Genomic DNA, 13785 nt, shown 5'->3' with positions numbered 1-13785 from the left:
GGTTGCGAAGGTTTTAACGAGCGTTGAGGAAGCGCGTCAAAAAGATCGTGCGCTGATGATCTGACGCGTGCTGAGGACCCGATCGGGCGCCCAGCCCAACGCGTCACGCATGACGAGAGGCCACGAGTTGTTGCTCGTGGCCTCTCGCGCTCCCCGTCCCAGGTGCGACTGTATCGCATCTGACGAGGTATGCCTTAATTGCGACTTCGTCGCAGGTGGGTAGCGTGGGGTCATGGCTGACTACTCGCTCCCGGAACTTCCCTACGACTACGCAGCTCTCGAGCCCTACATCTCGGGCGAGATCATGGAGTTGCACCACGACAAGCACCACGCGACGTACGTCAAGGGCATCAACACGGCCGTCGACCAGCTGTCGGAGATGCGTGACAAGGAGGAGTTCACGTTCCTCGGCACGCTGGAGAAGAACCTGGCGTTCCACCTCGGTGGCCACGTCAATCACTCGGTGTTCTGGACGAACATGTCGCCTGACGGTGGTGACAAGCCCGTTGGTGATCTCGCGGTGAAGCGCCCTGAGTTTGTTGGAGACTCCTGACCTTGGAAACGAGGATGGGGTTATGCCGAAGGAACTGGCGAATGGGAAGCCGACGACGCGTCGCTACTCGGTCGAGGAGAAGGCCGCCGCGGTGCGGATGGTGAGGACGCTGCGCACGGAGCTGGGCGTCACGCAGGGGACGGTGCAGCGGGTCGCGACGCAGCTCGGTTACGGGGTCGAGTCCGTGCGGATGTGGGTCAAGCAGGCCGACGTCGACGACGGTGTCGTCCCCGGTGTGAGCTCGGCGGAGGAGCAGCGGGTGAAAGAGCTCGAGCAAGAGAATCGGGAGCTGCGCCGGGCCAACGAGGTGCTGAAACGGGCGGCGTCTTTCTTCGGGGCGGAGCTCGACCGCCACTACCGGAAGTAGTCGCGTTCATCGACGCGAACAAGGACGACGTCGTGGACGGTCGCCGGCTCGGAGTCGAGCTCATCTGCAGACTGTTGCAGGTGGCTCCGAGCAGCTACTACGCCGCCAAGACCCGTGCGCCCTCTGCCCGTGCGCTGCGGGACGAGGAACTGATCCCGCAGCTGGTCGAGATCTGGGAGGCCAACTACCGCGTCTACGGGGTCCGCAAGCTCTGGAAGGCTGCCCGGCGTGGGGGCATCATGATCGGCCGCGACCAGACCGCGAGGCTGATGCGCGTCGCAGGGATCGAAGGTGCGAGGCGGTCGAAGCGGGTGAAGACCACGCGGCCGGACCCGGCGTCGTCGCGGCACCCGGACCTGGTCAAGCGGGAGTTCACCGCGACGGCACCGAACCGGCTCTGGGTGACCGATCTGACATTCGTGCCCACCTGGGCTGGCGTCGCCTACGTCTGCTTCATCATCGACGCGTTCTCCCGGATGATCGTGGGGTGGCGGGTCGCGTCACATATGCGCACCGAGATGGTCCTCGACGCGATCGAGATGGCGCGCTGGTCCCGAGGCGCCCACCATGAGGATCTGCGGTGTCACAGCGACGCGGGCTCTCAATTCACATCGATTCGCTACGGCGAACGCCTCGCAGAGATCGGTGCGACACCCTCGATCGGGACCGTCGGCGATTCGTATGACAACGCCCTGGCCGAGACGGTGAACGGCTACTACAAGGCCGAGTTGGTTCGCGGGCCCACCCGCTCGGGACCGTGGAAGACGGTCGAGGATCTCGAGCTCGCGACGCTCGGCTGGGTGCACTGGCACAACACGCAGCGCCTCCACGGATACCTCGGAGACGTCCCACCCGCCGAGTTCGAGAACGCGTTCTATGCTGTCCCCAACGACAGCAATCTGCTGATCGGAATCAAATAGCGCGAGTCTCCATCAGACCCAGGGCGCTTCACGGCTCGTATCGACGCCGACTTCGGTTCGCTCGACAAGTTCCGCGCGCAGTTCGAGGCCAACGCCCTCGGTGTGCAGGGTGCCGGCTGGTCGGTGCTGACGTGGGACATGGTCGCGCAGAAGCTGTACATCGTTCAGCACTTCGACCACCAGGGCAACGTGCCGATCTGCATGGTTCCGCTGCTCATGCTCGACATGTGGGAGCACTCCTACTACCTGCAGTACAAGAACGACAAGGCGACGTTCGTCAAGCAGTGGTGGAACATCGTCAACTGGGCTGACGTGCAGGCGCGTTTCGAGAAGGCGTCGAAGCAGACGCCCGGTCTCATCGTCTGACCGCTGCATCAGTCATCGACGCAAGGGTTGAGGAGGTTCGCGCTCCAGGGGGGGCGCGAACCTCCTCAACCCTTGTCGGCGTCTGCGGCTGTCATTCCCGGCGGTGACGATCGTGGGCGTCATCGTGAGGTGGGGGAGGCCCCAGGGTGGGCCGGCGTCGATGGCGCCGGGCGCGGCGCGCGCGTCAGGCTGGATCCATGACTGTGGAGCGAGTGAGTGCAACGCAGGTGGCGGCTGACCTGGCCGTGGCCTCGTGCGGCGTCGTCGGCCGCGTTCAGTTGCGCGAGCGAGGCGTCGAGCGTCACCACGTGCGTACGCTCGTGTGCCGGGATGCTGCGGTACCGCTCGGAACTCAGGCGCTGCACGTGCGTCGCGCGGGGTGGCACGAGGTGAAGTCGCCCATCGCGGCGAAGGTCATCAATTCGGGCGCGCGAGGACGTCGCAGCCATTCGTGCCGCCTCTTTCGCCGCCACGGATCACGCGGCCGGGGCGCTGCTCGCGATGACGGTGCAACAGCGCCTCACCACACCTGAGTGGCTCTCTACGGCGTCGCAGATGCACCCCACGCTGCGGCGACGACGTGCCATCGCCGGGTTCATCCGCGACATCGGCGGTGGGTCGCAATCCATCGACGAACTCGCCTTCGTCGCGCACCCGCGTCGACGCCGGTCTCCACTGCCGGATCGTCAGGTCGTGCGCCAGGGCCCCGACGGGGGCTGGTACCTCGATGCACGCTGGAACGCCGCAGGCCTCGTCGCCGAGATCGACGGCGCACACCACCAGGGCGGCGCCAACCCGATCGCCGACGCGCTGCGGCAGAACGCCGTCGCCCTCCACGGCGATCGCGTCCTGCGCATTCCCGACATCGGCCTGCGCAAAGCGACCCTGATGCCTTCCTCGACCAGATCGAAGCAGCCCTCATCAACGCAGGGGTTGTGGAGGTTCGTGTTCCATGAAGCACGAACCTACACAACCCCTGGGGTTGCTTGATCGACGTCAGGTCTTTTTCCGGGCCTGACTCCTCAACGCTCGCTTCGGCAGGATCCTTGCATGACATGCGGTCGTCCGCGCCCGGCGCGGGTGAAGCCATCCTCGCTTCGCTGCGGTGACTCCACCCGCGCCGGGCTCGACGAACACAACGCTGCGGTCCTACCTACGCTCGCTTGATCGACGTCAGGCCTTCGTGAACTCGAGGTCGAGGTTGATCTTGATCTTCTCGCTGATCAAGACGCCGCCACCGTCGAGGGGAGCGTTGAACGTCATGCCGAAGTCGTTGCGGTTGATCTCACCCGACGCCTCGAAACCGGCGCGCGTGGCGCCCCACGGGTCGGTCGCGACACCGTTGAAGTCGTACTTGAACGTGACGGGCTTCGTCACATCCTTGATCGTGAGGTCACCCGTGATCTCGTCGTCCGTGATCTGCGTGGCCTTGAACGTCATCGTGGGGTAGGTCTCGACGTCGAAGAAGTCGCCCGACTTGACGTGCGCATCACGGTCGGCGCTGCCCGTGTCGAACGACGCGGTCTGCACCGTGAACTCGACGCTCGAATCCGAGATCGGGTCGGCGGCGACGACCGTCGCCGAGTAGTCGGTGAACTTGCCGCGCACCTTCGTCACCATGAGGTGACGGGCGACGAACGAGATCTCCGTGTGCGCCGGGTCGATGTTCCAGGTGCCGGTGGGGAGGGTGTTGAGGGAGGCCATGACGAGCCCCTTTCCTTTGGATCGTTGATGTGCGATGCACTCACCGTAGCGGAGTGTTGTTGAATGTTCAACTACATACCCGGGGCGCGTATTCCATTCCACACCCCAACAGGGGGTTCGTGTGGAACTGACGGTGAACACCGGGAATACTAGGTCTGTTGAGGAATCGGTTGCAGGAGAGGCGAGTAGCGTGACGCGAGGTGGCGAGACGGCGTGGTTGAGCGAGTCCGAGCAGGCTGCGTGGCGCCACTATCTGCGCGGCGCGCGGGCGCTCGAGACGGCGCTCGATCGTGAACTGCTCGCCCACGGCATGTCGCTGGCCGAGTACGAGATCCTCTCGATGCTCTCCGAATCGGAGGGTCGGCGCCTGCGCATGAGTGCGCTCGCGACCATCGTCGTGCAGTCACGCAGCCGGCTGACGCACACCGCCAACCGCCTCGAACGGCGCGGCTGGGTCGAGCGTCAGCCCTGCCTCGACGACTCGCGCGGCGTCGAACTCGTCCTCACCGAGGACGGGCTGCAGGCCCTGCACGAGGCAGCCAAGGTGCACGTCGCGAGTGTGCGCGCCTTCATGGTCGACACGATGCCCGCGCGTCAGTTCGCGAGCCTCGGGGATGCCATGCGCCGCGTCGGCGAGGCCGTCGAGGCCAGCGAGCGCTGACGACCGGAGCACGCCACCACCCCGCGCACGGTGTGTCGAGGCACCACCTGCCACGCCCGGAGCGAGGAGTATGACGGGACGTTCCCTGCGACGGCGCGCACCGGCCGTCCCCGTCGCGGGTGCGACAACGCGACGCTGCTGTGGTGGGCCTCACGGGCCGCGAGGGGACCGGCGTGGAGGGGGTTGTCAGTGCGCGATGGAACAATGATGCGCATGAGCCAGAACACCTCGACGTCTCAGGCATTGCTCGATCACGCCCGCTCGGTCACCCCAGGCGGCGTCAACTCCCCGGTGCGCGCGTTCCGCGCCGTCGGCGGCACGCCGCGCTTCATCCGTGAGGCGAAGGGGCCGTGGCTGACGGATGTCGACGGCAACCGTTACGTCGACCTCATCTGCTCGTGGGGGCCGATGATCCTCGGCCACGCCGACCCGCGCGTCATGGACGCGGTGCAGCAGGCCGCGTCGCGCGGGTTCAGCTTCGGCACGCCGAGCGAGAACGAGGTGGCGCTCGCCACCGAGATCGTCAGCCGCGTCGAGCCGGTCGAGCAGGTACGCCTCGTCTCCTCCGGCACCGAGGCCACGATGTCGGCCATCCGTCTCGCCCGCGGCGCGACGCAGCGCAGCAAGATCGTCAAGTTCGCAGGGTGCTACCACGGCCACGTCGACGCGCTGCTCGCCTCCGCCGGCTCCGGCCTCGCGACGTTCGCCCTGCCCGACTCGGCCGGCGTCCCCGCCTCGAGTGCGGGAGAGACGATCGTGCTGCCGTACAACGACGTCGACGCGCTCGACGCGGCCTTCGCCGAGCACGGTGACAAGGTCGCCGCCGTCATCACCGAGGCCTCGCCGGGCAACATGGGCGTCGTGCCGCCGGCGCCCGGTTTCACGAAGGCGCTGCGCGACATCACCACGAAGCACGGAGCTCTGCTCATCTCCGACGAGGTGATGACGGGCTTCCGCTGCTCCGCGGCCGGCTGGTTCGGTCACGAGGGCCAGCAGGGTGAGACGGCGCCAGATCTGTTCACGTTCGGCAAGGTCATGGGCGGCGGCTTCCCGGCTGCCGCGTTCGGTGGGCGTCGCGACCTCATGGAGCTGCTCGCACCCGACGGCCCCGTCTACCAGGCGGGCACCCTCGCCGGTAACCCGATCGCGACGGCCGCCGGCCTCGCGACGCTGCAGGCCTGCACGCCGGAGGTCTACGCGCACCTCGACCGCGTCGCACACACGATCGCCGATGCGGCCTCGAGCGAGCTGACGAAGGCCGGCGTCCCGCACCAGGTGCAGTGGGCGAGTTCGATGTTCTCGATCTTCTTCACCGACGAGGCCGTGACGAACTACGACGGCGCCAAGAAACAGGACATTTATGCCTTCGCCCGCTTCTTCGACGCGATGCTCGCCCAGGGCGTGCACCTGCCGCCGTCGTCGTTCGAGGCCTGGTTCGTCTCCGCGAGCCACGACGACGAGGCCGTCGCGCACATCGTCGAAGCGCTGCCGACCGCGGCGCGCGCCGCGGCGTCCACAGACTCGGCTGCGACACTGTGAGCATGTCCGAGCACGCCACCTCCGATCCGTCGCGGACGCCGCAGCCGTCGCCCGCCCCCGTCAGCGAGCCGCGGGTGCCCGTCACGACGCTCGTGCACCTCGTGCGCCACGGCGAGGTCCACAACCCCGAGAAGGTGTTGTACGGGCGCCTCGATGGATACCACCTCTCTGAGCTCGGGCACGAGATGGCCGAGTTGACGAGCCAGTGGTTGGCGCCACGCGACGTCACGCACCTCGTCAGCTCGCCGCTCGAGCGAGCGCAGGAGACGATGGCGCCGATCGCCGACAAGCTCGCTCTGCCCGTCACGCTCGACGAGCGTGTCATCGAGGCAGGCAACGACTTCGAGGGCATGACGGTGGGCTCGAACCCCAAGCAGCTCATGCAGCCGCGCTTCTGGCCGAAGCTCACCAACCCGTTCCGCCCCAGCTGGGGCGAGCCGTACGACGAGATCGCCGCGCGCATGGATGCGGCGATCCGTGATGCTCGTGATGCGGCATCCGGGCACGAGGCCGTCATCGTCAGCCACCAGCTGCCGGTGTGGACGGCGCGTCGTTTCGCCGAGGGCAAGCGCCTGTGGCACGACCCGCGCTCGCGCGAGTGCACGCTCGCGTCGGTGACGACGATCGAGTTCATCGACGATGAGATCACCGACGTGCGCTACACCGAACCCGCCGGCCGGTTGCTCGCCGCCTCGACGAATGCGGTGGGAGCATGAGCAGCAGCATCACCCGGCGCGCCGCCGCCGTCATCGCTGCCGGTGCCCTGGCGTTCGGTGCGACGGCGTGCGGTGACGGCAAGAACGACGAGATCAGCAAGCAGGCGCAGGACCAGAAGGGCTACGTCGGCGGCGACGGAACCGTCGAGGAGCTTCCCGCAGCCAAGCGCGACAAGCCCGTCACGTTGACTGGCAAGCTGCTCGACGGCACCGACTGGAACGTGGAGCAGGCTCGCGGCAAGGTTGTCGTGCTCAACGTCTGGGGCGCCTGGTGCGGCCCGTGCCAGGCCGAGATGCCGCACCTGCAGAAGGCGTGGCAGTCGTACGAGAAGTCGGGCAAGAACGTCGTGTTCATGGGCATCGACCAGCGTGACTCGAACGCCGTCGCCAGTTCGACCCTGAAGAAGTGGGGCGTCACGTACCCGTCCCTGGCCAATGACGACGGCGCCAACCTGCAGGGCCTGCAGCGCAAGGTCTCCGCGACCCCGACGACGCTCGTGCTCGACGCGCAGGGCCGCATCGCCGCGCGCGTCAGCGGGGCGACGACGGAGACGACGGTGCGCAACATGGTCGACAAGGTGCTGGCGGAGAAGGCTTGATCGCGTTGCTCGCGGCGAGCGACTCGCCGAGACAGATCGTCGCGGACGGCGCGTTGCCGCTCGCGATGTTCTTCGCTGCGCTCGCGGGGCTCGTCTCGTTCGCCTCGCCGTGCGTGCTGCCACTCGTACCAGGCTTCCTCGCCTACGTGACGGGCCTGACCGACGAGAAGCGTCGCACCCGCATCATCCTCGGCGCGTGCCTGTTCGTCCTCGGGTTCTCCGTCGTGTTCGTCGGCCTGCAGGCCGCGCTGTCGTTCTTCGTCGACACCGTCGGCGCCCACGACACGCTGCTGCTACGCGTCGGCGGGGTGTTCGTCATCGTCATGGGCCTGCTGTTCCTCGGCGTGCTCGGCCAGCGCGGATTCAACGTGCGCTGGCGCCCGGCCGCGGGGCTGCTCGGCGCTCCGCTGCTCGGCGCGGTGTTCGCGCTCGGCATGTCGCCGTGCGTCGGGCCGGTCTACGGCGCGATCCTCGCGGCCAACACCGCACTTGGATCGAGCGGCGTCAACGGGCGCGGGTTGCTGCTCACCGCCTGCTACAGCCTGGGCATCGGCATCCCCTTCATTCTCATCGCGGCCGGCTGGAGCCGCGCCGAGCGCGCCTCGAAGTGGTTGCGCGCGCGGCATCGTCCGATCCAGCTCGTCGGCGGCGGCCTCATGATCGCCATCGGCGTGCTCATGGTGACGGGTCTGTGGAACTCGCTCATCGCCGACATCCAGACCCATCTCGTCAATCAGTTCGAACCGGTGATCTAGTGGCCAAGACGTCAGACAACCCCGAACCCGGCGCGTTCCGCGTCGACGACGCTGCTCACGGCGAGGCATCCATGGGCGGTGCGGCGCGCAACGACGTGCCCCGTGACGATGCGGCCGACGCAGACTCGACGAAGACGTCCTCGCGGGACGATCGGGCGACGGTGACGCAGCCGCGTCTCGGGTTCCTCGGCGGCCTGCGCTGGTTCTGGCGGCAGTTGACGAGCATGCGCACGGCGCTGTTCCTCCTGCTGCTCGTCGCGGTCGGGGCCGTGCCGGGCTCGATCTTCCCGCAGCACTCGATCGACGAGCAGCGTGTCACGCAGTACCGCCTCGATCATCCGGATCTGGCGCCGTGGCTCGACCGGCTCGGCATGTTCAACGTCTACAGTTCGCCGTGGTTCGCCGCCATCTACCTTCTGCTGACTGTGTCGCTCGTCGGCTGCATCATCCCGCGCGTCCGGGTGCACTACAAGGCAATGCGACAGGGCCCGCCCGCGATACCCCGCCGCCTCTCACGCCTTCCCGCGCACCGCGAGGTGACGCTCGAGGCGACCCCCGAGCAGGTCATCGCCGCGACGCGTACCGTCCTGCGGCGCAAGCGGTTCGCGCTGCGCAAGGGCACGGGCGAGTTCGAGGTCGCCTCCGAGGGCGGCATGCTGCGCGAGACGGGCAACCTGCTGTTCCACCTCAGCCTCATCGGCATCATCGTCTCGGTCGCGGCCGGGCACGTCTGGGGCTGGCGCGGTGACGTCATCGTCCCCGAGGGCAGCGGTTTTGCCTCGACGCCGTCGCGTTACGACACCCTGAAGCTCGGGCCGTGGGTCGATGCGGAGCAGGACATCCCCGACTGGGCGCTCAAGATGAACACGCTCAAGGTGACGTTCGAGAGCAACGTCGACCCGACGAGCAGCCAGTGGGGTCAACCGCGCGACTTCACCGCCGACGTCGACTACCGGGAGTCGGCGAACAGCGCGTGGAAGAAGGACACGATCAAGGTCAACCACCCGCTGAAGGTGGGAGGCGGCGAGGTGTACCTGCTCGGCAACGGCTACGCCCCGAAGATCACGTTCAAGGACGCGAAGGGCAACGTCCTGTATGACGAATCCACGCCGTTCCTGTCGATCGACAACAAGTACAAGTCGACCGGCGCATTCAAGATCTCGGGCGCCTCACCGAAGCAGATCGGCCTCACCGGCTTCTTCCTGCCGACGGCCTACCTCGACCCGAACCTGGGCCCGAGCTCGGCCTTCCCCGACGCCAAGGCGCCGGCGCTGTACCTCACGGCGTTCACGGGCGACCTGTACCCGAACGGTCGCCCGCAGTCGGTGTTCAGCCTCGACACCGGCACGATGACGCAGCTCAAGGACGAGAAGGGCCAGCCGGTGCGTCTGCAGCTCGCCCTCGGCCAGACGGTGCAGCTGCCGAACAACCTCGGCTCCGTGACGTTCGACGCGGCGCCACGGTGGGCGGGGCTGTCGATTCGTCACGACCCCGGCAAGGGGCCGGCCCTACTGTTCAGCGTCCTCGCACTCGCCGGCCTCGTGCTTTCCCTGACGATCCGTCGTCGGCGCGTGTTCGTCCGCGTCCGTTCCGCTACGGATGGCGACACCGACGCGCGTACAGTGGTTGAGATCGGTGGGCTCGCCAAGGGTGAGGATCCTCGTCTCGCGCTGGCGGTCGACGACATCCTCGAACGCATCAGCCGCGCGGCGGCCCCCACCACGAAGACGACAGGTAAGGCATGATGTCCGCTTTCGCATTCATCGACGAGGCGCACAGCACCCTCGCGCAGAACTCCACGCGCGCCGTGTATGCGGCCGCGCTCGTCCTCACCCTCGCGATGCTCTCGTTCTGCGTCGACCTCGCCCAGGCCCCTGGCCGTCAGGCGCGGGCCGGACGTCGAGGCGCGGCCGATGACGCTGCCGTCGAGAGCGGCGCGGAGAGCGCAGCCGAGGCCGACGAGGCCACGAGCGCCGGCGTGGCAGCGACGTCGACGGCCAGCGTCGGTGGTGCGACGGCGGTGCTCGAACGCACCCGCGAACGTCGTGACCTCGACGGCGACGGCACCCCCGACGTCCCGGCCGACGGTCACAAGCGTCAGTGGGCCGGCACCGGCATGGCGCTGACGTGGCTGGGTGCCGCGTTCCTCATCGCGGGCATCGTCATGCGATCGCTCGCCGTGCACCGCCCGCCGCTGGGCAACATGTACGAGTTCGACCTCGCCGGTACCGCGTTCCTGCTCGTGTGCTTCCTGCTGTGGAGCCTGCGAAAGGACGTGCGCTGGCTTGGCGCGTTCGTCACGCTGCCCGCGACGCTGTTCCTCATCCTCGCGGCGAAGGTGTACTACACCGAGGCGAGCAAGCTCATGCCGTCGCTGCAGTCGTACTGGTTGTCGATCCACGTGACGGTCGCGACGCTGTCCGTCGGCCTGTTCACGATCGGCTTCGTCATCACAGCGCTGTACCTCGCCCAGAAGACGCGCGAGGAGAGGGGCAAGAGCGGCGGTTTCCTGCGCTCGCTGCCCGATTCGGAGACCCTCGACCGCCTCGCCTACGGCGTGCACATCATCGCGTTCCCGCTGTGGATGTTCACCGTCCTGTGCGGCGCCATCTGGGCGCAGGAGGCCTGGGGTCACTACTGGAACTGGGACCCGAAGGAAGTATGGTCGCTCGTCATTTTCATCGTCTACGCGGCGTACCTGCACAGCCGCGTGACGGTCGGGTGGAGCGGACGCAAGGCCGCCGCCGTCGTCCTCGTCGGCTTCGCGTGCATCCTCATCAACTACGGCGTCGTCAACGTGTTCTTCGTCGGCCAGCACTCCTACTCGGGGCTGTGATCGGCTGATGGCACCTGTCGCTCGTTACACCGTTCTGCGCATCCTCGTCTTCTTCGGCTGCGTGTGCCTGGGCTACCTGTGCGGGCTGCGCAGTTTCCTGCTGCTCATCGTCGCGGCGCTCGCGTCGACGGCGATCAGCTTCTTCGCGCTCAACCGCTTCCGTCAGGAGACGGTCGACGTCGTCGAAGATCGCGTCGAGAAGCGTCGTGCCCGTGCGCAGCAGATGCGTGAGGCCGAGGACGTCGAAGAGGACTGATCGACGCTCGATCCGCACCGGGCCCCTGACGGGCCGGGCGTGCTGGTCGCAGACGAATGATGACGAAGGCCGGCCGTCCCCGAGGGGCGGCCGGCCTTCGCGTGTGTTTGAAGTCTTTGTCGTCGTTGCTGCTGTCGTCGTCGGATTGGCAGCGGATGACGGCGTGGTGGGCGCTGCAGCCGTCAGGGCCGTCAGTGCATGAGGTGCGCGGCGTAGAGGCCGCCGCCGAGGAGCAGGCCGTAGAGCAGCTGGTAACGGCCGGTGCCGGCGAGGGCCGGCACGAGGTCGCGGCCCGTGGCGCCGCGCATGACGCGCAGCACCGGCGGGATCGCGGCGATGAGGGCGACGAAGCCCGCCGCAGCGGCGACGTGGAACAGCGTGCACACCGCGACGGCGGCGACGGACACGGCGATGAGCAGGACGTAGAACGTGCGGGTGGCCTTGTCGCCGAGCCGCACGGCGAGGGTGTGCTTGCCGGCTTCGACGTCCGTCGGGATGTCGCGCAGGTTGTTCGTCACGAGGATCGCGCAGGCGATCGCGCCCACGCCGATGCTGCCCGCCCACGCGGACGGCGACAGCGTGTGGGCCTGCGTGTACGTCGTGCCGAGTACCGCGACGAGGCCGAAGAAGACGAAGACGAAGACCTCACCGAGCCCCATGTAGCCGTACGGGCGCTTGCCGCCGGTGTAGAACCAGGCCGCGAGGATGGCGGCGACGCCGACGAGCAGCAGCCACGGCGTGTTCGACAGCGTGACGAGCGCGAGGCCGACGAACGCGGCGATGAAGAAGCATCCGAACGCGGCGAGCTTGACGTTGCCCGGGTTCGCAAGGCCTTGACCGACCAGGCGCACCGGGCCGACGCGGTCCTCGTCGGTGCCGCGGATGCCGTCGGAGTAGTCGTTGGCGTAGTTGACGCCGATCTGGAGGAACAGCGCGACGATGAGCGCGAGCAGCGCATAGCCGGGGTTCGCCTTCTCCATCGCGTAGGCCGCGCCCGTTCCGACGAGGACGGGGGCGATGGCGGCGGGCAGCGTGCGGGGGCGCGCGCCCTCGACCCATTGGTTCAGGGTGGCCATGTGCGGGATGTTCTCCAGGTCGTGTGGGCCGGGGCTCCGGCGATCTAGCGGGGGTCTCGTAGATTGTGCCACTCGGGCGAGCAGGCGATGAGCGCGCGATCGGGCTTGCCGACGCCCGTCAGCGGGATCGTCTCGAGCACGCGAGCCATGGCCGGGACGGCGTACGGCGGCAACGCCTTTCGGCACTCACCCATGAGACGCGCGAGGACGTCATCGGTTGCCTCGCGACGTTCGGTCGTGACGACAGCCACAGCGACGCACTGCCCCCAGCGCTCGTGCGGGCGGGCGACGACGACGACGTCACGGATGCCGTCGACACCGCGGACGACCTCCTCGACGACGCGCGGCCTCACCTTGTACCCGCCGGTGTTGATGACGTCGTCGATGCGCCCCTCGATGTGCAACGCGCCGTCGAAGCGTCCGAGGTCGTCGGTGAGGAACAGCGTCGCCTCGCCGGGTGTCGCCTCGCTGCGTCGGCGCTCTGACAGCCCCGTGGGGGCAGATTCGCGGGACGCGTCGCCGTCGGGAGCGGAGTCGACGGGCGATGAGTCGATCGTGGGCCTGGCGAGAGTGCGTGCGGCGACGAACGTCGCGGCCGATCGTTCGGCGTCGCCGAGGTAGCCACTCGCCAGCGTCGGGCCGGACAGGGCGATGCGACCGAGGCCTTCGTCGTCAGCGTCGAGGACGTGGACGCCGACGCCCGCGAGGGGGACGCCGTCGTAGACGCAGCCGCCGGCCGTCTCGCTCGAGCCGTACGTCGTCACGATGGAGAGCCCGGCGTCGCTGGCGCGCGACTGCAGGTCGGGGGGCGTCGCGGCGCCCCCGACGAGGATGCTGCGGTAGCGCCGAGCCGCCTCGAGAGCGCGCACGCCGACGGGGTCGTCGCGCTCGGCGGCGTCGAGGACGTCACGCAGCTGCGTCGGGACGAGGCTCGTGTGGATGGGGGAGAAGGGCGGCGCGTTGCGGGCGACGAGCGTCGTGGCCCTGGTGAACTGCTCGAGCGACCAGGCGTCCATGACGATCGGTGTCGTGCCCGCGATGAGTGAGCGCACGATGACCTGCGTGCCCGCGATGTGATGCGGCGGCAGCGGAAGCAACCACGTACCCGCGCCGATGCGCTCGTGGGTCGCGGTGGCGCTCGCGATGAGCGCGTCCTTCGTCAGCATCGCGCGCTTCGGGGTGCCGGTGGATCCGCTCGTCGAGACGACGAGCGCGAGGCGTTGGGGCGCGTCGGTGGGGTGACGCGGGACGTCGGGGGCCGGAGTGCCCGCCTCGTAGGGCGCGAGGGCCGGGCCGGTGCCGGCGAGCGCGGCATCGAGGGCCTCGTAGTAGGGCGTGATGTCGGCGCGGTCGACGGCGAACGGCACGAGCTCAGGCATGACGTTCACTGTACGACGCGCCCGGCACAGCCAGGTGAGGTGCCTCGCGCCGGCGGAC

General features: G+C 68.2%; 13 protein-coding genes, 2 pseudogenes and 1 other annotated feature. Of the genes and pseudogenes, 12 read left to right on the top strand and 3 right to left on the bottom strand.

The features are described from left to right. Positions 1-232: 232 nt before the first annotated feature. The 4 genes and pseudogenes from AX669_RS06670 to AX669_RS06650 form a co-directional block, all read left to right on the top strand. Positions 233-544, top strand: a pseudogene (locus tag AX669_RS06670) (superoxide dismutase); the annotation flags it as partial. Between the two features lie 31 nt (positions 545-575). Continuing rightward, positions 576-1840, top strand: a protein-coding gene (locus AX669_RS06660; protein ID WP_231729455.1) for an IS3-like element ISPfr12 family transposase whose coding sequence is annotated in 2 segments (ribosomal slippage) — positions 576-879 and positions 879-1840 — 1266 coding nt in all. Because the reading frame shifts where the segments join, the coding sequence is not laid out codon by codon here. After that, positions 875-1009 (top strand) — a sequence feature (AL1L pseudoknot). It overlaps the preceding gene by 135 nt. A gap of 33 nt (positions 1841-1873) precedes the next feature. Further along, positions 1874-2206 (top strand): annotated as a pseudogene (locus AX669_RS06655) (superoxide dismutase); the annotation flags it as partial. A 501-nt stretch (positions 2207-2707) separates the two neighbouring features. Next, positions 2708-3196, top strand: a complete 489-nt coding sequence (locus tag AX669_RS06650) for a hypothetical protein (protein WP_144707583.1) — start codon at positions 2708-2710, stop codon at positions 3194-3196. A 183-nt stretch (positions 3197-3379) separates the two neighbouring features. Here the strand turns inward: AX669_RS06650 and AX669_RS06645 are convergent, their stop codons facing one another. Beyond that, positions 3380-3910, bottom strand: coding sequence for a YceI family protein (locus tag AX669_RS06645; RefSeq protein WP_062257376.1), 531 nt, complete (start codon positions 3908-3910; stop codon positions 3380-3382). 190 nt (positions 3911-4100) lie between these two features. On the opposite strand from AX669_RS06645, the gene AX669_RS06640 reads away from it, so the two are divergent. From AX669_RS06640 to AX669_RS06605, 8 genes are all read left to right on the top strand, one after another. Continuing rightward, a complete protein-coding gene (locus AX669_RS06640; protein WP_062257374.1) occupies positions 4101-4571 on the top strand; it encodes a MarR family winged helix-turn-helix transcriptional regulator in 471 nt (156 codons plus the stop codon). Positions 4572-4784: 213 nt separating this feature from the next. Further along, complete coding sequence (hemL, locus tag AX669_RS06635) at positions 4785-6110, top strand: glutamate-1-semialdehyde 2,1-aminomutase (RefSeq protein WP_144707582.1); 1326 nt, start codon at positions 4785-4787, stop codon at positions 6108-6110. Continuing rightward, complete coding sequence (locus tag AX669_RS06630) at positions 6107-6826, top strand: histidine phosphatase family protein (protein ID WP_082740665.1); 720 nt, start codon at positions 6107-6109, stop codon at positions 6824-6826. Before hemL ends, AX669_RS06630 begins: the two co-directional genes overlap by 4 nt. Beyond that, the gene (locus AX669_RS06625; protein WP_062257372.1) at positions 6823-7425 is read left to right on the top strand and encodes a TlpA disulfide reductase family protein; all 603 of its coding nucleotides are present in this window, start codon (positions 6823-6825) and stop codon (positions 7423-7425) included. Before AX669_RS06630 ends, AX669_RS06625 begins: the two co-directional genes overlap by 4 nt. Beyond that, positions 7422-8180 (top strand): cytochrome c biogenesis CcdA family protein, encoded by a 759-nt coding sequence (locus tag AX669_RS06620; protein WP_082740664.1) that lies wholly within the window; start codon positions 7422-7424, stop codon positions 8178-8180. The genes AX669_RS06625 and AX669_RS06620 overlap by 4 nt, the downstream gene beginning before the upstream one ends. Beyond that, positions 8180-9925 carry a cytochrome c biogenesis protein ResB gene (locus AX669_RS06615; RefSeq protein WP_062257370.1) on the top strand — a complete coding sequence of 582 codons (1746 nt, stop codon included), beginning with the start codon at positions 8180-8182 and terminating at the stop codon, positions 9923-9925. Before AX669_RS06620 ends, AX669_RS06615 begins: the two co-directional genes overlap by 1 nt. Beyond that, positions 9925-11016, top strand: coding sequence for a c-type cytochrome biogenesis protein CcsB (ccsB, locus tag AX669_RS06610; RefSeq protein ID WP_062257368.1), 1092 nt, complete (start codon positions 9925-9927; stop codon positions 11014-11016). Before AX669_RS06615 ends, ccsB begins: the two co-directional genes overlap by 1 nt. 7 nt (positions 11017-11023) lie before the next feature. Continuing rightward, positions 11024-11272, top strand: a complete 249-nt coding sequence (locus AX669_RS06605) for a DUF4229 domain-containing protein (protein WP_006943689.1) — start codon at positions 11024-11026, stop codon at positions 11270-11272. A 191-nt stretch (positions 11273-11463) separates the two neighbouring features. On the opposite strand, the gene AX669_RS06600 is transcribed toward AX669_RS06605, so the two are convergent. Further along, a complete protein-coding gene (locus tag AX669_RS06600) occupies positions 11464-12348 on the bottom strand; it encodes a 1,4-dihydroxy-2-naphthoate polyprenyltransferase (RefSeq protein WP_062257366.1) in 885 nt (294 codons plus the stop codon). A 44-nt stretch (positions 12349-12392) separates the two neighbouring features. Continuing rightward, on the bottom strand, positions 12393-13727 hold the full coding sequence (locus AX669_RS06595) for an AMP-binding protein (RefSeq protein ID WP_144707581.1): 1335 nt from the start codon (positions 13725-13727) through the stop codon (positions 12393-12395). Positions 13728-13785 lie beyond the last annotated feature (58 nt).

It is taken from the genome of Dermacoccus sp. CCH2-D9 (assembly GCF_001556795.1).
Taxonomy (GTDB): Bacteria; Actinomycetota; Actinomycetes; order Actinomycetales; family Dermatophilaceae; genus Dermacoccus; species Dermacoccus nishinomiyaensis.
Note: the sequence above shows the minus strand (reverse complement) of the source record. Positions and strands in the feature narration are given on the sequence as shown.

Bases quoted from the DNA above. Each gene is read 5' to 3' on its own strand.
- AX669_RS06600 (WP_062257366.1), bottom strand. From the start codon at position 12,348: ATGGCCACCCTGAACCAATGGGTCGAGGGCGCGCGCCCCCGCACGCTG.
- AX669_RS06595 (WP_144707581.1), bottom strand. From the start codon at position 13,727: ATGCCTGAGCTCGTGCCGTTCGCCGTCGACCGCGCCGACATCACGCCC.
- AX669_RS06605 (WP_006943689.1), top strand. From the start codon at position 11,024: ATGGCACCTGTCGCTCGTTACACCGTTCTGCGCATCCTCGTCTTCTTC.
- AX669_RS06650 (WP_144707583.1), top strand. From the start codon at position 2,708: ATGACGGTGCAACAGCGCCTCACCACACCTGAGTGGCTCTCTACGGCG.
- AX669_RS06625 (WP_062257372.1), top strand. From the start codon at position 6,823: ATGAGCAGCAGCATCACCCGGCGCGCCGCCGCCGTCATCGCTGCCGGT.
- AX669_RS06645 (WP_062257376.1), bottom strand. From the start codon at position 3,910: ATGGCCTCCCTCAACACCCTCCCCACCGGCACCTGGAACATCGACCCG.
- ccsB (WP_062257368.1), top strand. From the start codon at position 9,925: ATGTCCGCTTTCGCATTCATCGACGAGGCGCACAGCACCCTCGCGCAG.
- hemL (WP_144707582.1), top strand. From the start codon at position 4,785: ATGAGCCAGAACACCTCGACGTCTCAGGCATTGCTCGATCACGCCCGC.